The organism is Pseudomonas syringae, assembly GCF_000737245.1.
In the GTDB taxonomy this organism is placed as follows: domain Bacteria; phylum Pseudomonadota; class Gammaproteobacteria; order Pseudomonadales; family Pseudomonadaceae; genus Aquipseudomonas; species Aquipseudomonas syringae_J.
On sequence record NZ_JPQU01000025.1, the window covers coordinates 64,160 to 84,016 of the forward strand.

Sequence of the window (19,857 nt, forward strand, 5' to 3'; positions counted from 1 at the left end):
AATGAACATAAATGTTCGAATTCAATGTTCGAACGATAAACTCAGGAGGCTCTCCGATGCCCCATTCCACCTTGCCAACGCCACCACTCTCCGAGGTCTACGACATCGCCGTCATTGGTGGCGGTATCAATGGGGTCGGGATCGCAGCAGATGCCTCTGGCCGGGGTTTGTCCGTGTTCCTTTGCGAAAAAGACGACCTTGCCAGCCATACCTCGTCGGCCAGCAGCAAGCTGATCCATGGCGGCCTGCGCTATCTGGAACATTACGAATTCCGCCTGGTGCGTGAAGCCTTGGCCGAACGCGAAGTGCTGTTGGCCAAAGCACCGCACATCGTCAAGCCCATGCGTTTCGTATTGCCCCATCGCCCGCACTTGCGTCCGGCGTGGATGATTCGTGCCGGCCTGTTTCTTTATGACCACTTGGGCAAGCGCGAAAAGCTGCCAGGCTCGCGCAATCTTCGCTTTGGCAGTGACAGCCCGCTGAAATCGAACATTACCCGTGGCTTCGAATACTCTGACTGCTGGGTAGATGACGCCCGCCTCGTGGTACTCAACGCCATGGCCGCCCGTGAAAACGGCGCACACATTCATACCCAGACCCGTTGCCTGAATGCTCGTCGCAGCCACGGCCTGTGGCACCTGCACATGGAGCGATCTGACGGCACGCTGTTTTCGATCCGCGCAAAGGCGCTGGTCAACGCGGCCGGTCCGTGGGTCGCCAAGTTCATCCGTGATGACTTGAAGCTGGATTCGCCGTACGGCATTCGCCTGATTCAGGGCAGCCACCTGATCGTGCCGAAACTGTACGAGGGCGAGAACGCATTCATCCTGCAGAACGAAGATCAGCGCATCGTCTTTGCGATCCCGTATCTGGAACGCTTTACCATCATCGGTACCACTGACCGCGAGTATCAAGGCGATCCGAACAAGGTCGAGATTACTGATGGCGAGATGGACTACATGCTCAAAGTGGCCAACGACCACTTCAAAAAGCAGCTGAGCCGCGATGACGTTATCAATACATGGTCTGGTGTCCGTCCGCTGTGCAATGACGAATCGGATAATCCTTCAGCTATTACCCGCGACTACACCCTGTCGTTGTCCGGCAGCGCCGATGAAGCGCCAATCCTTTCGGTGTTCGGCGGCAAGCTGACCACCTACCGCAAGCTGGCAGAATCGGCCATGGCGCAACTGGCTCCGTTCTTCAAGAACATGAAGCCAAGCTGGACGGCCAATGCGAGCCTGCCGGGCGGCGAAGACATGACGACTCCCGCCGAGTTGAGCGCCGAGTTAACCAAGCGCTTCGCCTGGTTGCCTGCGGAGATCGCTCAGCGCTGGGCTCGCACTTACGGCAGCCGCAGCTGGCGCCTGCTGGACGGCGTGCAAAGTATTGCGGACATGGGCGATAACCTTGGCGCTGGCCTGTACACCCGGGAAGTTGATTACCTGTGCAGCACCGAATGGGCGACGGCGGCAGAAGACATCCTGTGGCGTCGCAGCAAGCTTGGCCTGTTCATGACCGCCGAAGAGCGCGCCGGTGTTCAACAGTACCTCGACACCGTGGCCCGGAATAAAGGCGCGTTCGCAGCGGCGTGAGGCAACTCCCTACCCCTGTAGGAGCGCACGAGCAACGCGAGGCCGCGATGGCGGTTTGTCAGGCAGACCGCTATCGCGGGCCTCGTAACCTCGGTGCGCTCTCACAGGATTTTGAGCTATTCCTGAAAAAAAGCAGAACCTGTAGAAGTGAGCTTGCTCGCGATAGCGTCCGGTCAGCCAATAGCTATGTTGACAGTCCCGACGCTATCGCGAGCAAGCTCACTCCTACAGGACTTATGCAATTCCCCACCCATTCGGATTCCCGAACACCCCCTCCCCTTTAGTTCGGCATCCCGGACGCCACCGTCTCGCTCCCGATCAGCGCAAAAAATAAAACCTCTTTAAAATCAGTTGATTAACCACGACACACCGCCTTGGCACGCCTTCTGCTCTACACTTTATGTCGATCGCTTTATCTGTAGCCTTAGTCTGATGGCCGCTGCTGAAGTCATCGCCTTAACAGGCGGACCACTTACTGTTCAGGTCCCATAAAAAAAACAAATCCGAGGATAAATAGATGCGCATCGTTCCCCATCTTCTGGGCGCAGCAATCGCTGCTGCTCTGATCAGCACTCCAGTTTTCGCCGCTGAATTGACCGGCACACTGAAGAAAATCAAGGAATCCGGCCAAATCACCCTCGGGCACCGCGATGCTTCGATCCCGTTCTCTTATATCGCTGACGCGTCCGGTGTTCCGGTCGGCTACTCCCACGATATCCAGCTGAAAATCGTCGAAGCCATCAAGAAAGACCTGGACATGCCGGACCTGAAGGTCAAGTACAACCTGGTCACCTCGCAGACCCGTATCCCGCTGGTGCAGAACGGCACTGTCGACGTTGAGTGTGGCTCGACCACCAACAACGTTGAACGCCAGCAGCAAGTCGATTTCTCGGTCGGCATCTTCGAAATCGGTACCCGTCTGCTGTCCAAGGCTGACTCGTCTTACAAAGATTTCGGCGACCTGAAAGGCAAGAACGTCGTGACCACCGCTGGCACCACGTCCGAGCGCATCCTCAAGGCGATGAACGCCGACAAGCAGATGGGCATGAACGTGATCTCCGCCAAGGACCACGGCGAATCCTTCCAGATGCTGGAATCAGGCCGCGCTGTGGCTTTCATGATGGACGACGCCTTGCTGGCCGGTGAAATGGCCAAGGCCAAGAAGCCGACCGATTGGGCCGTGACCGGTACGCCTCAGTCGTACGAAATCTACGGCTGCATGGTGCGCAAAGGCGACGAGCCGTTCAAGAAAGCGGTAGACGACGCCATCGTTGCGACCTACAAGTCGGGCGAAATCAACAAGATCTACGACAAATGGTTCCAGGCGCCCATCCCGCCAAAAGGCTTGAACCTGAACTTCCCGATGAGCGACGAGCTGAAAAAACTGATCGCTGAACCGACTGATAAAGCGGCTGACGATAAAAAGGCTTAATCGCCCATAACAAAGCTACTCCCGAGACAGCCTTGGCTGTCTCGGGTTGCCGTTGCGCGTATCTGGATCGATCAGAGGGGAGACCCTGATGAATTACAACTGGGACTGGGGTGTTTTCTTCAAGTCCACCGGCGTTGGCAGCGAAACCTATCTGGACTGGTTCATTTCCGGTCTGGGCTGGACTATCGCCATTGCTGTCGTCGCCTGGATCATCGCTTTGCTGCTGGGCTCGGTGCTGGGTGTCATGCGCACCGTGCCGAACCGTCTGGTAGCGGGCATCGCCACGGTGTACGTGGAAATCTTTCGTAATGTGCCGCTGCTGGTGCAGCTGTTCATCTGGTACTTTCTGGTACCGGACTTACTGCCTGAAGGGATGCAGGAGTGGTACAAGCAGGATCTGAACCCGACGACGTCCGCGTTTCTCAGCGTGATTGTCTGCCTGGGTCTGTTCACCGCTGCACGGGTTTGCGAACAAGTGCGTACCGGTATTCAGGCGCTGCCGCCTGGTCAGGAATCCGCAGCGCGCGCCATGGGCTTCAGCCTGACGCAAATCTACTGGAACGTGCTGCTGCCCCAGGCTTACCGGATCATCATTCCGCCGCTCACCTCCGAATTCCTCAACGTGTTTAAGAACTCGTCGGTGGCTTCGTTGATCGGTCTGATGGAGCTGCTGGCCCAGACCAAACAGACCGCCGAGTTTTCCGCGAACCTGTTTGAAGCCTTCACCCTGGCCACGCTGATCTACTTCACCCTGAACATGAGCCTGATGCTGCTGATGCGCTTGATCGAGAAGAAAGTCGCGGTGCCTGGCTTGATTTCCGTGGGGGGCAAATAATGGACTTTTCCGGAATCAGCCAAGCCATTCCCGGTATGTGGAACGGCATGGTCATGACCTTGCAGTTGATGGCCATGGGCATCGTCGGCGGTCTGGTGCTGGGCACTATCCTGGCGTTGATGCGCTTGTCGTCGAGCAAGTTGCTGTCCAATGTGGCCGGCGCTTACGTCAACTACTTCCGCTCCATTCCACTGCTGCTGGTCATCACCTGGTTCTATCTGGCGGTGCCGTTCGTGCTGCGCTGGATCACCGGCGAAGACACGCCCATCGGTGCGTTCACCTCATGCGTCGTGGCCTTCATGATGTTCGAGGCGGCGTACTTCTGCGAAATCGTCCGCGCCGGTGTGCAGTCGATTTCCAAGGGTCAGATGGGTGCCGCCCAGGCGCTGGGCATGACCTACGGGCAGATGATGCGCCTGATCATCCTGCCCCAGGCCTTTCGCAAGATGACCCCGTTATTGCTGCAGCAGAGCATCATTCTGTTTCAGGACACCTCGCTGGTTTACACCGTTGGCCTTGTGGACTTCCTCAATGCTTCGCGGGCCAGTGGCGACATCATTGGCCGCGCCAATGAGTTCCTGATCATCGCCGGTCTGGTGTACTTCACGATCAGCTTTGCCGCCTCGTTGCTGGTGAAGCGCCTGCAAAAAAGGTTCGCCGTATGATTTCCATAAAAAACGTCAACAAGTGGTATGGCGACTTCCAGGTACTGACTGATTGCAGCACCGAAGTCAAAAAGGGTGAAGTGGTGGTGGTTTGCGGGCCGTCGGGCTCCGGCAAATCGACCCTGATCAAATGCGTGAACGCCCTGGAGCCGTTCCAGAAAGGCGACATCACCGTGGACGGCACCTCGATTGCCAACCCGAAAACCAACCTGCCGCAATTGCGTTCGCGGGTTGGCATGGTGTTTCAGCATTTCGAGCTGTTCCCGCACCTGACCATCGTCGAAAACCTGACCATCGCGCAGATCAAAGTACTCGGCCGCAGCAAGGCCGAAGCCACTGAAAAAGGTCTGAAACTGCTGGATCGCGTCGGCCTGTCCGCCCACGCCAACAAGCATCCGGGTCAGCTTTCCGGTGGTCAGCAACAGCGTGTGGCGATTGCCCGTGCGCTGGCCATGGACCCGATCGTCATGCTGTTCGACGAACCGACCTCGGCCCTTGACCCGGAAATGGTCAATGAAGTGCTGGACGTGATGGTGCAACTGGCCCACGAAGGCATGACCATGATGTGCGTGACCCACGAAATGGGTTTCGCCCGCAAAGTCGCCAACCGCGTGATCTTCATGGATCAGGGTCACATCGTTGAAGACTGCGAAAAAGAAGAGTTCTTTGGTGATGTGAGTGCGCGTTCCGAGCGTGCCCAGCAGTTCCTGGCCAAGATTCTTCAGCACTAAATGCAACACCCCGATAGCGGCCTGACTCTGATCGAGTCAGGCCGCTGTTCGGCTCAGGACGACTGTGATGAAATGCGACCCCAATCTCTATCGCGCCGCGCCGCCATCACTCGCCGTGAAACCCCGTCTGATTCGTCACCTGTTTCTGCCACCGCTGATCATCGTCCTGATGCTCGGCCTGGGCTACATCGCCTATCTGTTCAGTGAACACAACGGCATCAAAACCCTTAGCGAGAGCGGCGAGCGCCAGCTGGAACTGCACGCCCGCACCCTCGAAAGCGAAATCAACAAGTACACCTATTTGCCCAGCGTGCTGGAGCTGGAATCAAGTGTTTCAGCGCTGCTCAACGACCCGACACCGGAGCTGCGTGGCGAGGTCAACGATTACCTTGAAGGTCTGAACCGCCGCAGCCGCAGCCGTGCCATTTACGTACTTGATCCCACCGGCCGAGTGCTGGCCACCAGCAACTGGCGCGATGCCGACAGTTACCTGGGTGAAGACCTGTCATTCCGCGCCTATTTTCAGGATGCCGTGCGTGGTCAGCCGGGGCGTTTTTATGGCATCGGCAGCACCACCGGCGAGCCTGGCTACTACCTGGCCCATGGCCTGGAAGAGAAAGGCAAGATCGTGGGCGTGGCGGTGATCAAGGTGCAACTCGAAGCCCTGGAGCAACGCTGGCAACGGGCGCGGCTGGAAGCGTTCGTCAGTGACGAGAACGGCATCATCATCCTTTCCAGCGACCCGGCCAGACGCCTGAAATCCGTGCGCCCGCTGACACCTGAAATCAAAGAACGCCTCGCCCGCAGCCTGCAATATTACTGGTGGCCGCTCAATGAGCTGGTGCCGCTGGAGCGCGAACTGCTGTCCGAAGGCGTGGAAAAACTCACCTTCCCCGCCAACGTCAGCGTCGACCACGAACACAAGCAAGTCAGCTATCTGGCCCAGACTCGCCAATTGAGCGATACGCCCTGGCACCTGACCTTGCTCACCCCGCTGGAAGACCTGCGCCGGGAGGCCGGCAGCCAGGGCATGTTGGTGGCAGTGGCCTGCGCGTTGGTGGCGTTTCTGTTGATCGCCTGGAATGAACGGCGCAAGGTGCTTTCGACGCGGCTGGCGGCACGGGAAGCCTTGCAGGCGGCCAACGACGAACTGGAACGCAAGATCGCTGAGCGCACCGAACACCTGCGCGCCAGCAACGAGCGTCTCAAAGGGCAGATTCGCGAGCGCAGGCAAGCCGAAGACACTTTACGCAAAGCCCAGGACGAGCTGGTCCAGGCGGGAAAACTGGCCGCTATCGGCCAGATGTCCACCAGCATCGCCCACGAACTGAACCAACCATTGGCGGCGCTTCGCACCTTGTCCGGCAACACCGTGCGCTTCCTCGAACGCGGCGCGCTGGAAACAGCCAGCACCAACCTGCGCACCATCAATGATCTGGTTGACCGCATGGGCCGTATTACCGCGAGCTTGCGTGCGTTCGCCCGGCGCGGTGACGACAAGGGCCAGGCCAAATTGAGCAAAGCGGTGGATGCCGCATTGCAATTACTGGCTGGGCGTCTGGAAAACTTCTCCCTGACCTTGCATCAGGACTTCGTCGATGCAGAACTGATGATCGACCAGACCCGGCTGGAACAGATTCTGGTCAACCTGATCGGCAACGCCCTCGACGCCATGCACGCGCAGCCAATGCCCGAACTCTGGCTCGAAGGCGCGGTGCTCGAAGACCGCTATCGCCTGCTGGTGCGCGACAACGGCCACGGTATCGACGACGAAGCGCGCAAGCATCTGTTCGAACCCTTCTTCACCACCAAACCCGGCGAACAAGGCCTGGGGCTGGGCCTGACCCTCTCCGCCAGCCTCGCCGCAGCCACCGGTGGCAGCCTCAGCGTTGAGCATCCGGCCAGTGGCGGGACGGAGTTTGTGCTGTGTTTGCCGGTGGTCAGCGTATGACCGCCGCGAATCTGTGGGAGCGGTGCTTGCCCGCGATAAGTTCAACGCGATCCGACGTGAATCGCGTCCAGCCTTATCGCGGGCAAGCACCGCTCCCACAGGGGCGTATTTCAATTCAAAAACTGATGGCGTCCGATGAGACCTTCAAATGACCACTGACCTGACCGTACTCATCGTCGAAGACGACCCCCATGTCTTGCTCGGTTGCCAGCAGGCTCTGGCGCTGGAGGACATTCCCAGCGAAGGCGTTGGCAGTGCCGAAGAAGCACTGGCGCGAATTGGCGATAATTTTGCCGGCATCGTGATCAGCGATATCCGCCTGCCCGGCATCGACGGCCTGGAGTTGCTGACCCGCCTGAAAGCCCGTGACGCCAGCCTGCCCGTGGTACTGATCACGGGCCACGGCGATATTTCCATGGCGGTGAGTGCCATGCGTGATGGTGCCTATGACTTCATGGAGAAACCCTTCTCCCCGGAACGTCTGGTTGAAGTCGCCCGCCGCGCCCTTGAACAGCGGGGCCTGGCCCGGGAAGTCTGGTCGCTGCGCAAGCAACTGGCCGAGCGCAACTCGCTGGAAGGCAAGATCATCGGCCGCTCGCCGGCCATGCAAAACCTGCGCGCCTTGATCGCCAACGTTGCCGATACCTCGGCCAACGTGTTGATTGAAGGCGAAACCGGCACCGGCAAGGAATTGGTCGCCCGTTGCCTGCACGATTTCAGCCGTCGCCACGCCCAGCAGTTCGTAGCGCTCAACTGTGGCGGGCTGCCGGAAAGCCTGTTTGAAACCGAGATTTTCGGCCACGAATCCAACGCCTTTACCGGTGCCGGCAAACGCCGTATCGGCAAGATCGAACACGCCCACAACGGCACGCTGTTCCTCGATGAAGTGGAAAGCATGCCCCTCAGTCTGCAGATCAAATTGCTGCGGGTATTGCAGGAGCGCACCCTTGAGCGCCTGGGCTCCAATCAAAGCGTGGAGGTGGATTGCCGGGTGATTGCGGCGACCAAATCCGATCTGGACGAGCAGAGTAAAGCCGGGCAGTTTCGCAGTGACCTGTATTACCGCTTGAACGTGGTCACTCTGGAACTGCCGCCGCTGCGGGAACGGCGGGAAGACATTCTGCAATTGTTCGAACACTTCCTGCAGCTGTCGTCCCTGCGTTTTGATCGGGAAGCGCCGCAATTGGACCGGCAAACCCTGTCCAGCCTGATGAGCCACGACTGGCCCGGCAACGTGCGTGAACTGCGCAACGTTGCCGAGCGCTTCGCACTGGGCTTGCCCGCGTTCAAGAAGCCCAGCGCCAACCTTGAAGAAAACCAGAGCCTGGGCTTTGCCGAAGCCGTCGAAGCCTTCGAGAAAAACCTGCTCAGCGAAGCCTTGCAGCGCAGCGGCGGCAACCTCAGCCAGGCTAGCCAGGAACTGGGCATGGCCAAGACGACGTTGTTCGATAAGGTCAAAAAGTATGGCCTTGGCTGAGGTCTCCCCCTTGTAGGAGCGAGCTTGCTCGCGATACGTTTTATCAGACACTCATCTAGTGACTGACGGAACGCCATCTCGAGCAAGCTCGCTCCTACAGTTCATTCGCATTTCAAGTTTAGAAGGGTGTTTTGTGGATCTGGTGTTTAAAGCCCTGCTGGGCGCTGCTGTTGTGGTCATTCTTGCCGCCCTGGCCAAGACCAAAAACTATTACATCGCCGGGCTGGTGCCGCTGTTTCCGACCTTTGCCCTGATCGCCCATTACATCGTCGGCAAAGGCCGTTCGCTGGACGACCTGAAGACCACCATCCTCTTCGGCATGTGGTCGATCATTCCGTACTTCGTTTATCTGGGGGCGCTGTATCTGCTGGTCGATCGCTGGCGCCTTGAGGTTTCCCTGGCGCTCGCGGCCGTCGCCTGGCTGGTGGCTGCGACATTGTTGGTGACGGTTTGGGTCAGATTCCACGGCTGAAGCCTGGCCCGGAACTCCAATCTGTGGGAGCGGTGCTTGCCCGCGATAAGGCTGGACGCGATAGACCTGATATCTGCGGTGGTCGTATCGCGGGCAAGCACCGCTCCCACAGGGGGTATACCCGAAATCTTCGGTTACTTGTCTTCAGCCAATATCTGCCGAATCGCTCCCACAAACACTTCAACCGGCTGGCCGCCCGACACCGCATATTGGTCGTTGAAGACAATGGTCGGCACCGAACTGACGCCACGCGAGACCCACAATTGCTCTTGCTCACGCACCTGAGCGGCGTATTCGTCGCTGTTCAGAATCGACTCGGCGCGCATGCGATCGAGGCCGACTTTCTGCGCCACATCCGCCAGTACCCGATGGCTGGAAGGATCGGCATGGTCAGTAAAATAAGCCGCAAATAAAGCTTCTTTAAGCGCCTGCTGTTTGCCTTCAAGTTCGGCCCAGTGCAGCAACCGATGGGCGTCGAAGGTGTTGTAGATACGCCGGTCGCCCTGGGAAAAGGTGAAGCCCAATTCGGCGCCGCGCTGGCGGATATTCTCTCGATTGGCCGCAAATTGCTCTGGCGTTGAGCCGTACTTCTCGAAAATGTGTTCGTTCAGGTCCTGACCTTCGGCAGGCATATTCGGGTTCAGCTCGAAGGGCTGGAAGTGGATCCGTGCCTGAACTTCATCGCCCAATTCGGCCAGCGCTTCGTTAAGGGCGCGTAAACCCACGACGCACCAGGGGCAGGAAACGTCGGAGACAAAATCGATTTTCAGGGGTGTGCTCATGGCAGGCTCACTCAAATAAAGAAAGCCACCACGATACGCCTATCGCACCTGCATGTTCAAAGCTGCGCCATATGCCGCCCGTCTTCATGCTGCGCTTTTAGGTACGGTAAAACCACGCCAAGGAGCGGCGCCTTGAAGGCCTCCTGAAAACGATGAGCCAGACCGGGAATCAAGCGCAGCTGGCTGCCCTGGATATGAGCGGCCACATGCACACCATGCATCACCGGCAACAGCGGATCAGCCGTGCCATGCACCACCAACACCGGCAGCCGCAGGCGATTGAGCAATTCCACCCGGCTGGGCTCGGCCAGAATCGCCAGAATCTGGCGCTTGACGCCTTCAGGATTGAAGGCCCGGTCATAGGATGCCGCCGCCTGTTGCAGTAACAGGGCGCGGTCGTCTTTTATGTCCGGGCTACCCAGAGCAGCAAGCAAATCGGCCTGCTGTTCAAGAGCTGCGGCTCGATCCGGCGCCCCGCGCTCAGCGAGCAACTGCATCAACGCCGAGCTCGGCATGGGCAAACCCTGGGCGCCGGAGCTGGTCATGATCAGCGTCAGGCTTTCGATCCGTCGCGGGGCGATGTCGGCCAGATGCTGAGCAATCATGCCGCCCATGCTGGCTCCCAGCACGTGGAATTGCCGGACATGCAACGCATCCATTAAACCCAGGGCGTCATCCGCCATGTCGGTCAATGAATACGGCGCCGAAACCTCCAGCCCAAGCTTGTAGCGCAGCACTTCATAGGTGAGGTTGGCGTTGGCAGGCGGGGTATTCCAGGTCGACAGGCCAACGTCGCGGTTGTCATAGCGGATGATCCGATAACCTTGCTGGCACAACGCGGCCACGACTTCATCCGGCCAGTCGATCAACTGCCCCCCCAGGCCCATGACCAGTAGCAAGGCAGGGTCGGATTCGTCGCCAATGCTTTGATAGGTCAGGCGCACGTTTTGCAACTCGGCTGTCTGCACCGGAACATTGACGTCACATCGAGAGGCCGCAAAAGACGGCAAGCCGCACAAAAGCGCGGCCAGGAAGAGAAAAACACGCATGAAAAAACACCAACAAACAAATCCCCAGTAGGCAGCGAGTGTGATGATGTTTTGCCAAGCGCGCTGCCACACTTGCGTGACAGTTTGATGAAGGTGGCTGAATGGTCATTCTTTTGGAAAAAACACATCCGTGGGAGCGAGCTTGCTCGCGAAGAGGCCAGTACATTCAGCACATTCTTCGGAGGCTTAATTATCGCCTTCGCAAGCAAGCTTGCTCCCACAGGTCCGCGTCAGTCGAGACGGCTACGCAGGGTTCGAGCCGCCGCCACCATATTCACCAGCGCGGCCTCGGTTTCCGGCCAGGCGCGGGTTTTCAGGCCGCAATCGGGGTTGACCCACAGGCGCTCAGCGGGGACCTGCTGCACCGCTTTGCTCATCAGGCGGACCATCTCTTCAGTGGCCGGCACCCGCGGGGAATGGATGTCGTAGACACCGGGGCCGATGTCGTTCGGATAATCGAACGCCTTGAAGGCTTCCAGCAACTCCATATCCGAACGCGAGGTTTCAATAGTGATCACATCAGCGTCCATGGCCGCGATGGACTCGATCACCTCGTTGAATTCGCTGTAGCACATGTGGGTGTGGATCTGCGTTTCATCCCGCACACCCGAGGCGCACAGCCGGAACGCTTCCACCGCCCAGTCCAGATATTCCTGCCATTGCGAGCGACGCAAAGGCAGGCCTTCCCGGAATGCCGCTTCGTCGATCTGCACGATTTTGATCCCGGCCTGCTCCAGATCCACCACCTCATCGCGAATCGCCAGGGCCAATTGTTGCGCTTGCGCCTTGCGGGAAATGTCTTCCCGGGGGAATGACCACATCAGCATGGTCACCGGTCCGGTCAGCATGCCCTTCATAGGCTTGTCGGTGAGGCTTTGGGCGTAGCTGATCCAGTCCACAGTCATCGCCTGTGGACGGCTCAGGTCACCGAAAATCACGGCCGGTTTCACACAGCGCGAACCGTAGCTCTGCACCCAGCCAAAACGGGTAAACGCATAACCGTCCAGTTGCTCGGCAAAGTACTCGACCATGTCATTACGTTCGGCCTCGCCATGCACCAGTACGTCGAGCCCCAACTGTTCCTGGACCTGCACCGCATGGCGGATTTCGTGGCGCATGGCGTCGTGATAATCATTGGCCGTCAATTTGCCCTGTTTGAAAGCCTGACGCGCCAGACGAATCGACGCGGTCTGTGGGAATGAGCCGATCGTGGTGGTCGGAAACGCTGGTAAATTCAGGCGCAAACGCTGCTGTTCGATGCGCTGCGCGAACGCCGACTGGCGCTGGCTGTCCTGCGCCGTGATGGCCGCCAGACGCGCCTGAACGGCTGGCTGATGAATGCGCGTCGATTGCTGGCGACTGAGCTGCACAGCACGGCTGGCGCTCAATTCACCCTGCACCACAGCGCTGCCGGGCTCATTGAGAGCGGTACTGAGCAACGAAATTTCCGCACATTTCTGAACCGCAAACGCCAGCCAGCTTTTCAACTCCGCATCCAGCTGGTCTTCACGGCCCAGATCCACCGGACTGTGCAGCAAGGAACAGGATCCGGCCACCCACAAGTTGTCGCCAAAACGCTGCTGCGCTTCACGCAACTGACCCAACGCCTGCTCCAGATCGCAGCGCCAGACGTTACGCCCGTTGACGACGCCCAGCGACAGCACCTTGTAAGTCGGCAAACGATCCAGCACCAACGCCAGCTGCTCCGGCGCACGCACCAGATCGATGTGCAGACCGTCCACCGGCAGGGAAACTGCCAGCCCGAGGTTGTCCTCCAGACCCGAGAAGTAAGTCGCGACCAGTTTTTTCAGCGGCGAATATTGCAGGCTGTGGTAAGTACGCTCGAAGCCGTTTTTCCAGTCTTGCGGTAGATCCAGGCCCAGGATCGGTTCGTCGATCTGCACCCATTCCACGCCCTGCCCCGCAAGACGACCGAGAATTTCCCCATACAACGGCAGCAGACGATCCAGCAGATCGAGTTTGTCGAAGTCATCGCCCTTGGTTTTCCCCAGCCACAGGAAAGTCAGGGGACCGATCAACACCGGTTTGACCTTGTGGCCCAGCGCCCGCGCTTCGTCCACTTCTTCGAACAGTTGCTCCCAACTCAATTGGAAGCGCTGATCCTGAGTAAACTCCGGCACCAGATAGTGGTAGTTGGTATCAAACCACTTGGTCAGTTCCTGAGCGTATTGTTCTTTGCCATGAGCATGACCACAGCAACTGTCTGCGCCCCGGGCCATGGCGAACAAAGTCTCCAGCGTCGGCAGGCCACGGGCATTGCGAGTGCCGGCAAAGCGCTCAGGGATCACGCCGAGCATCAGTGAATGGCTCAACACCTGGTCGTACCAGGCAAAATCGCCCACGGGCAGTAAGTCAATACCCGCCTCTTTTTGCAGCTGCCAATGGGTGGCGCGCAGCTCGCGGCCAACAGCCTGCAAGCCGTCCTGATCCAGGTCGCCTTTCCAATAAGCTTCCAAAGCTTTTTTCAATTCACGATCCGCGCCGATGCGTGGAAAACCAAGATTGTGGGCCAAGGCCATGATGCGTCCCCTTTAAAAGATGGCGCCATTGTCGACAGCCGGAGCAACATGAGACAAACTCATTGTTTTCTTGTTGATCACAAAATCCATTCATGAAGCGCTGATAGGGCTGCGAGACGAAATGCTTGAGATACGCCACTTGAAAACCCTGCACGCCCTGCGTGAGGCCGACAGCCTGGTGGAGGCGGCCGAGCGCCTGCATCTGACTCAGTCGGCGCTGTCCCATCAGTTCAAGGAGCTGGAAGAGCGCATGGGCATGCAGCTATTCGTGCGCAAGACCAAGCCGGTACGCTTCACCAGCGCCGGGCTGCGTCTGCTGCAGTTGGCTGATTCGGTATTACCGCAGTTGCGCGGCGCAGAACGTGACATCGCTCGCCTGGCGGGCGGCACCGCGGGGCGGTTGCACATGGCTATCGAGTGTCACAGCTGCTTCCAGTGGCTGATGCCGACCATCGACCAGTTCCGCGATGCCTGGCCGGAAGTCGAGCTGGATCTGGCCTCGGGCTTTGCCTTCGCCCCCCTGCCCGCTCTGGCCCGTGGCGATCTGGATCTGGTGGTGACGTCCGATCCTCTGGAACTGGTGGGCATTACTTACGTGCCGCTGTTCACTTACGAGGCGATGCTGGCGGTTGCCAACCAGCATCCACTGGCCACCAAGCCCTACATCGTGCCCGAGGACCTGCTCAAGGAAACCCTCATCACTTATCCAGTCGAACGTGACCGGCTGGATATCTTCACCCGCTTTCTGGAACCCGCCGACATCGAACCCGCTCAGGTGCGGACTTCAGAACTGACCGTGATGATGATGCAATTGGTCGCCAGCGGCCGTGGCGTGTGCGGCATGCCTCACTGGGCGCTGCATGAGTACAGCTCGCGTGGCTACGTGAAGGGCAAACGCCTGGGCGAAAAAGGATTGTTCGCTACACTCTATGCCGGAGTTCGCGCCGACATGCTCGACGCGCCCTACATGCGCGACTTCCTGCTGACCGCCAAGGACACCTCGTTCTCGACGCTGGATGGGGTGAGTGCGGTGAGGTGATTAGGCGGGTGGCGCCGGACCTTGTGGGAGATTCTATGTTTGCCCGCAAGCCGACGTGGGACCGGCTTTAGCCGGGAAGGCGGCATTTTTGACGATAATGATGTGCTGAATGTACTGGCCTCTTCCCGGCTAAAGCCGGTCCCACGTCATCAGTGGTTTCTGTGGGATTACGACTCAACGCCAGGACCGTAGTGATTTCAATACACCGTAACGATTTCACTACGACATACGCATATCCACGGCCGCCAAGGCTTTGATCCATCGAGAATTTGTAACGCGATACAAGCTGTATCGATTTCGCTACAGATCAATGCAAAACCGTCCTTCTATAAACTCTCAAGCCATTGATTTATATAGAAAAAGAATTATTGGCCGCATATTTGCTAAGTGATTGTCATCAATGCCCGCGCCTGCTGCGAGCGGTAAGTCACCTTAGGAGTATTTATGAGCGAGTTGCGATTCACTGTCGATCACGAATGGCTGCGTGCCGAAGCCGATGGCAGTGTCACCGTAGGCATCACGCCTTACGCCCAAGAATCCCTGGGTGATGTGGTTTACGTGCAACTGCCTGAGCTGCAGACCTACGCTCAGCACGCCGAAGCCTCGGTGGTGGAGTCGGTAAAAGCCGCCAGCAGCATCAATATGCCCCTCGATGGTGAAGTGGTTGAAGTCAACCAGGCCCTCGACGCAACGCCTGAACTGGTCAACGAAGACGCCCTGGGCGCGGGCTGGTTCTTTCGCTTCATTCCCCAAGACGCCAGCGCTATCGATGGCCTGCTTGATCAAGACGCTTACGACCGCCTGATCAAAGCCAACGCCGAAGCCTGAGGAGCCGACCATGACTGACCGTATCGAACTGAGCACCGCCAACGAATTCATCGCCCGCCACATCGGCCCCCGCGCCGCTGACGAACAGGCCATGCTCGCCACGCTGGGCTTCGACTCCCTGGAAGCGCTGAGCGCCAGTGTCATCCCGGAAAGCATCAAAGGCACCAGCGTGCTGGGCATGGAACCGGGTCTGAGCGAAGCCGATGCGCTGGCCTCGATCAAAGCCATCGCAGGCAAAAACCAGCTGTTCAAGACTTACATTGGCCAGGGTTACTACGGCACCCACACGCCTGCACCGATCCTGCGCAACCTGCTGGAAAACCCGGCCTGGTACACCGCTTACACGCCTTACCAACCAGAAATTTCCCAGGGCCGTCTGGAATCCCTGCTGAATTTCCAGACTCTGATCAGCGACCTGACCGGCCTGCCGATCGCCAATGCCTCGCTGCTGGACGAAGCCACCGCCGCTGCCGAAGCGATGACCTTCTGCAAACGCCTGAGCAAGAACAAGAGCAGCCACCAGTTCTTCGCCTCCAGCCACTGCCACCCGCAAACCCTCGACGTATTGCGCACCCGTGCCGAGCCTTTGGGCATCACCGTGGTCGTGGCTGACGAATCACAACTGACTGATGTCAGCCCGTTCTTCGGCGCTCTGCTGCAATATCCGGCCAGCAATGGCGACCTGTTCGACTACCGTGAACTGGTCGAGCGCTTCCACGCCGCCAACGCACTGGTTGCCGTGGCCGCTGACTTGCTGGCCCTGACCCTGCTGACTCCGCCGGGCGAATTTGGCGCAGACGTGGCGATCGGCAGCGCTCAGCGTTTCGGCGTGCCACTGGGTTTCGGTGGCCCGCACGCGGCCTACTTCTCCACTAAAGATGCGTTCAAGCGCGACATGCCAGGCCGCCTGGTCGGTGTCTCGGTTGACCGTCATGGCAAACAGGCCCTGCGTCTGGCCATGCAGACCCGCGAACAACATATCCGTCGCGAGAAAGCCACCAGCAACATCTGCACCGCGCAAGTCCTGCTGGCCAACATCGCCAGCATGTACGCCGTCTATCACGGTCCACGTGGCCTGACGCAGATCGCCAACCGCGTGCACCAACTGACCGCGATTTTCGCCAAGGGCTTGAGCCAACTGGGCCTGAACGTCGAGCAGGAATTCTTCTTCGACAGCCTGTCCCTCAAGACTGGCGCCGATACCGCAACCCTGCACGCCAAAGCACGCGCCCAGCAGATCAACCTGCGTGAAATCGACAGTGAGCGTCTGGGGCTGTCGTTCGACGAGACCACCTCGCAAGCGTCGATTGAAACCCTGTGGACCATCTTCGCCGGTGAAGGGCAGAATCTGCCGGACTTCGCCGCACTGGCACAAAGCGTTGAAGCGCGACTGCCGCAAGCGCTGCTGCGTGAGTCGGCAATTCTCAGCCACCCTGTGTTCAACCGTTATCACTCGGAAACCGAGCTGATGCGCTACCTGCGCAAACTGGCCGACAAGGACCTGGCGCTGGACCGCACCATGATTCCTCTGGGCTCGTGCACCATGAAGCTCAACGCTGCCAGCGAAATGATCCCAGTGACCTGGGCTGAATTCGGCAATCTGCACCCGTTCGCCCCAGCTGAACAAAGCGCCGGCTACCAACAACTGACCGACGAACTGGAAGCGATGCTCTGCGCGGCCACCGGTTATGACTCGATCTCCCTGCAACCGAACGCCGGTTCTCAGGGCGAATACGCAGGTCTGCTGGCAATCCGTGCCTATCACCAAAGCCGTGGCGATGAGCGCCGCGACATCTGCCTGATTCCGTCATCCGCTCACGGCACCAACCCGGCCACTGCCAACATGGCTGGCATGCGCGTTGTGGTCACTGCTTGCGACGCACGGGGCAACGTTGATATCGAAGACCTGCGCGCGAAGGCCATCGAGCATCGCGATCACCTAGCTGCACTGATGATCACTTACCCGTCGACCCACGGCGTGTTCGAAGAAGGCATCCGCGAAATCTGCGCCATCGTTCACGACAACGGCGGCCAGGTTTACATTGACGGCGCCAACATGAACGCCATGGTGGGCCTGTGCGCACCGGGCAAGTTCGGCGGCGACGTCTCGCACTTGAATCTGCACAAGACCTTCTGCATCCCCCACGGTGGTGGCGGCCCGGGCGTTGGCCCGATTGGCGTCAAGTCACACCTGACCCCGTTCCTGCCGGGTCACGCGAACATGGAACGCAAAGAAGGCGCGGTCTGCGCAGCGCCGTTCGGCAGCGCCAGCATTCTGCCAATCACCTGGATGTACATCAGCATGATGGGCGGCGAAGGCCTCAAGCGTGCTTCGCAACTGGCGATTCTCAACGCCAACTACATCTCCCGCCGCCTGGAAGAACACTACCCAGTGCTCTACACCGGCAGCAGCGGTCTGGTTGCCCACGAATGCATCCTCGACCTGCGCCCACTGAAAGAAACCAGCGGCATCAGCGTCGATGACGTCGCCAAACGCCTCATAGACTTCGGCTTCCATGCGCCAACGATGTCGTTCCCGGTGGCTGGCACCTTGATGATCGAGCCGACCGAGAGCGAATCCAAGGAAGAGCTGGACCGCTTCTGCGACGCAATGATCAAGATCCGCGAAGAAATCCGCGCAGTGGAAAGCGGCTTGCTGGACAAGGAGGACAACCCGCTGAAAAACGCTCCGCACACTGCAGCGGAAATCGTCGGGGAGTGGAGCCATCCCTACAGCCGCGAACAAGCGGTGTACCCGGTGGAGTCCTTGATCGACGGCAAATACTGGCCACCGGTTGGACGCGTAGATAACGTGTTCGGCGACCGCAACCTGATCTGTGCCTGCCCGTCCATCGAGAGCTATCAAGAGGCGTGATCCCTTAACAGGATCCGTCGTGGGACCGGCCGGGCGGCGTTCCGTTTTAGCCGGGAAGAGGCAAGTACATCCTGCACCTATGGTGTGTCAGGAATGCAGCCTTCCCGGCTAAAGCGGAACGCCGCCCGGCCGGTCCCACGTCTTGGGCACCAGCGCCATCTATTTCAAGGAATCGATCATGACCACCGAACAACTGCTCACCACCCCGCTCCACGCCCTGCATCGCGAGCTCGGCGCCAAGATGGTGCCTTTCGCAGGCTATGACATGCCGGTGCAATATCCCGCTGGCGTGATGAAGGAACACCTGCACACCCGTGAGAAAGCCGGGCTCTTTGATGTATCGCACATGGGCCAGATCCGTCTGACCGGTGCCGATGCGGCCAAGGCGCTGGAAGCCCTGGTGCCTGTGGATATCATCGACCTGCCAGTGGGCATGCAGCGCTACGCCATGTTTACCAATGAAACCGGCGGCATCCTCGATGACCTGATGGTCGCCAATCTCGGTAACGATCAACTGATGCTGGTGGTCAACGCCGCCTGCAAGAACGAAGACCTAGCCCACCTGCAAAAGCATGTGAGTGGTCACTGTGAAATCCAGCCCCTGTTCGAAGAGCGCGCCCTGCTCGCCCTGCAAGGCCCGCAAGCGGTAACCGTGCTGGCACGCCTGGCGCCAGAAGTCGCCAAGATGACCTTCATGCAGTTCGCCAGCGTCCAGCTGATGGGTGTGGACTGCTATGTCAGCCGCTCCGGCTACACCGGTGAAGACGGCTACGAAATTTCCGTCCCGGCCGATCAGGCTGAAGCCCTGGCGCGTCGCCTCCTGGCTGAGCCAGAAGTTGCCCCCATTGGCCTTGGTGCTCGGGATTCTCTGCGCCTGGAAGCCGGTCTGTGCCTGTATGGCCACGACATGAACACCGACACCACGCCGATTGAAGCCAGTCTGCTGTGGGCGATCTCGAAAGTTCGTCGCGCGGATGGCACGCGAGCTGGCGGCTTCCCCGGGGCGGAGCAGATTTTTGCTCAACAACAAGCGGCTCCGGCCCGTAAACGCATCGGTTTGCTGCCACAGGAACGCACCCCGGTACGCGAAGGCACCGATATCGTCGACGCTGACGGCAAATCCATTGGCACCGTGTGCAGTGGCGGCTTCGGTCCAAGTCTGGGCGGCCCGTTGGCAATGGGTTATGTGGACAGCGCCTTCACTGCTCTTGACACACCTGTGTGGGCAATAGTGCGCGGCAAGAAAGTACCGATGCGCGTGACAAAAATGCCTTTTGTAGCGCAACGTTACTTCCGCGGCTAATAACCAGCGTCAAAAAAATGCGGCCGGTATATGCACTGTTCGGCCGCATCTATCGCCTGCGCCGATCCGCACTAAACAACGGCAAAAGTGCCAAAGCGGCGCACTTGAACAGTGCAGCTGAAAGTTAAAAACTATCGATTATTCAGCAGTAGTAAAATTTCTAAAAGCCTGCCAAACGGCCTGTGGACGGGCCTCGCGCGGGGGTTGTTTTTGTAACAAGAGTTAGCGTAGAGTTTCCTGACTGCGTTTGCATGGGTCGCTGAATCTGGACCTGGTCGGTAGC

Annotated in this window: 15 protein-coding genes; 12 read left to right on the plus strand and 3 right to left on the minus strand. The window is 58.9% G+C overall.

Annotated features, from left to right (window positions below):
- The first annotated feature begins 56 nt into the window (after positions 1-56).
- The 8 genes from glpD (at position 57) to IV01_RS16740 (ending at position 9,158) form a co-directional block, all read left to right on the plus strand.
- Positions 57-1,595, plus strand: a complete 1,539-nt coding sequence (gene glpD / locus IV01_RS16775) for a glycerol-3-phosphate dehydrogenase (protein ID WP_032627536.1) — start codon at positions 57-59, stop codon at positions 1,593-1,595.
- Positions 1,596-2,112: 517 nt separating this feature from the next.
- A complete protein-coding gene (locus IV01_RS16770; RefSeq protein WP_032627537.1) occupies positions 2,113-3,027 on the plus strand; it encodes a glutamate/aspartate ABC transporter substrate-binding protein in 915 nt (304 codons plus the stop codon).
- Positions 3,028-3,115: 88 nt separating this feature from the next.
- Positions 3,116-3,862 (plus strand): amino acid ABC transporter permease, encoded by a 747-nt coding sequence (locus IV01_RS16765; RefSeq protein ID WP_032627538.1) that lies wholly within the window; start codon positions 3,116-3,118, stop codon positions 3,860-3,862.
- Positions 3,859-4,527 (plus strand): amino acid ABC transporter permease, encoded by a 669-nt coding sequence (locus IV01_RS16760; protein ID WP_195758768.1) that lies wholly within the window; start codon positions 3,859-3,861, stop codon positions 4,525-4,527. Before IV01_RS16765 ends, IV01_RS16760 begins: the two co-directional genes overlap by 4 nt.
- Positions 4,524-5,258 carry an amino acid ABC transporter ATP-binding protein gene (locus IV01_RS16755; protein WP_032627540.1) on the plus strand — a complete coding sequence of 245 codons (735 nt, stop codon included), beginning with the start codon at positions 4,524-4,526 and terminating at the stop codon, positions 5,256-5,258. The genes IV01_RS16760 and IV01_RS16755 overlap by 4 nt, the downstream gene beginning before the upstream one ends.
- 67 nt (positions 5,259-5,325) lie before the next feature.
- On the plus strand, positions 5,326-7,209 hold the full coding sequence (locus IV01_RS16750; RefSeq protein WP_032627541.1) for a sensor histidine kinase: 1,884 nt from the start codon (positions 5,326-5,328) through the stop codon (positions 7,207-7,209).
- A 148-nt stretch (positions 7,210-7,357) separates the two neighbouring features.
- On the plus strand, positions 7,358-8,686 hold the full coding sequence (locus IV01_RS16745) for a sigma-54-dependent transcriptional regulator (protein WP_032627543.1): 1,329 nt from the start codon (positions 7,358-7,360) through the stop codon (positions 8,684-8,686).
- A 142-nt stretch (positions 8,687-8,828) separates the two neighbouring features.
- Positions 8,829-9,158 (plus strand): GlpM family protein, encoded by a 330-nt coding sequence (locus IV01_RS16740; protein ID WP_195758769.1) that lies wholly within the window; start codon positions 8,829-8,831, stop codon positions 9,156-9,158.
- A 134-nt stretch (positions 9,159-9,292) separates the two neighbouring features.
- Here the strand turns inward: IV01_RS16740 and IV01_RS16735 are convergent, their stop codons facing one another.
- The 3 genes from IV01_RS16735 to metE form a co-directional block, all read right to left on the minus strand.
- Positions 9,293-9,940, minus strand: coding sequence for a DsbA family oxidoreductase (locus tag IV01_RS16735; protein WP_032627545.1), 648 nt, complete (start codon positions 9,938-9,940; stop codon positions 9,293-9,295).
- Positions 9,941-9,996: 56 nt separating this feature from the next.
- Positions 9,997-10,989 carry an alpha/beta fold hydrolase gene (locus IV01_RS16730; RefSeq protein ID WP_032627546.1) on the minus strand — a complete coding sequence of 331 codons (993 nt, stop codon included), beginning with the start codon at positions 10,987-10,989 and terminating at the stop codon, positions 9,997-9,999.
- A 230-nt stretch (positions 10,990-11,219) separates the two neighbouring features.
- Complete coding sequence (gene metE, locus IV01_RS16725; protein ID WP_032627547.1) at positions 11,220-13,529, minus strand: 5-methyltetrahydropteroyltriglutamate--homocysteine S-methyltransferase; 2,310 nt, start codon at positions 13,527-13,529, stop codon at positions 11,220-11,222.
- A gap of 121 nt (positions 13,530-13,650) precedes the next feature.
- Between metE and metR the strand changes: the two genes are divergently transcribed.
- From metR to gcvT, 4 genes are all read left to right on the plus strand, one after another.
- Positions 13,651-14,568 (plus strand): transcriptional regulator MetR, encoded by a 918-nt coding sequence (gene metR / locus IV01_RS16720; protein ID WP_032627576.1) that lies wholly within the window; start codon positions 13,651-13,653, stop codon positions 14,566-14,568.
- A gap of 444 nt (positions 14,569-15,012) precedes the next feature.
- On the plus strand, positions 15,013-15,396 hold the full coding sequence (gcvH, locus tag IV01_RS16715; RefSeq protein WP_032627548.1) for a glycine cleavage system protein GcvH: 384 nt from the start codon (positions 15,013-15,015) through the stop codon (positions 15,394-15,396).
- 10 nt (positions 15,397-15,406) lie between these two features.
- Positions 15,407-18,271 carry an aminomethyl-transferring glycine dehydrogenase gene (gene gcvP / locus IV01_RS16710; protein WP_032627549.1) on the plus strand — a complete coding sequence of 955 codons (2,865 nt, stop codon included), beginning with the start codon at positions 15,407-15,409 and terminating at the stop codon, positions 18,269-18,271.
- A gap of 178 nt (positions 18,272-18,449) precedes the next feature.
- The gene (gcvT, locus tag IV01_RS16705) at positions 18,450-19,574 is read left to right on the plus strand and encodes a glycine cleavage system aminomethyltransferase GcvT (protein ID WP_032627551.1); all 1,125 of its coding nucleotides are present in this window, start codon (positions 18,450-18,452) and stop codon (positions 19,572-19,574) included.
- Positions 19,575-19,857: the final 283 nt, after the last annotated feature.

Coding starts and splice junctions, on each gene's coding strand:
- glpD (WP_032627536.1), top strand. CDS start 57: ATGCCCCATTCCACCTTGCCAACGCCACCACTCTCCGAGGTCTACGAC.
- IV01_RS16770 (WP_032627537.1), top strand. CDS start 2,113: ATGCGCATCGTTCCCCATCTTCTGGGCGCAGCAATCGCTGCTGCTCTG.
- IV01_RS16765 (WP_032627538.1), top strand. CDS start 3,116: ATGAATTACAACTGGGACTGGGGTGTTTTCTTCAAGTCCACCGGCGTT.
- IV01_RS16755 (WP_032627540.1), top strand. CDS start 4,524: ATGATTTCCATAAAAAACGTCAACAAGTGGTATGGCGACTTCCAGGTA.
- IV01_RS16750 (WP_032627541.1), top strand. CDS start 5,326: ATGAAATGCGACCCCAATCTCTATCGCGCCGCGCCGCCATCACTCGCC.
- IV01_RS16745 (WP_032627543.1), top strand. CDS start 7,358: ATGACCACTGACCTGACCGTACTCATCGTCGAAGACGACCCCCATGTC.
- IV01_RS16735 (WP_032627545.1), bottom strand. CDS start 9,940: ATGAGCACACCCCTGAAAATCGATTTTGTCTCCGACGTTTCCTGCCCC.
- IV01_RS16730 (WP_032627546.1), bottom strand. CDS start 10,989: ATGCGTGTTTTTCTCTTCCTGGCCGCGCTTTTGTGCGGCTTGCCGTCT.
- metE (WP_032627547.1), bottom strand. CDS start 13,529: ATGGCCTTGGCCCACAATCTTGGTTTTCCACGCATCGGCGCGGATCGT.
- metR (WP_032627576.1), top strand. CDS start 13,651: ATGCTTGAGATACGCCACTTGAAAACCCTGCACGCCCTGCGTGAGGCC.
- gcvH (WP_032627548.1), top strand. CDS start 15,013: ATGAGCGAGTTGCGATTCACTGTCGATCACGAATGGCTGCGTGCCGAA.
- gcvP (WP_032627549.1), top strand. CDS start 15,407: ATGACTGACCGTATCGAACTGAGCACCGCCAACGAATTCATCGCCCGC.
- gcvT (WP_032627551.1), top strand. CDS start 18,450: ATGACCACCGAACAACTGCTCACCACCCCGCTCCACGCCCTGCATCGC.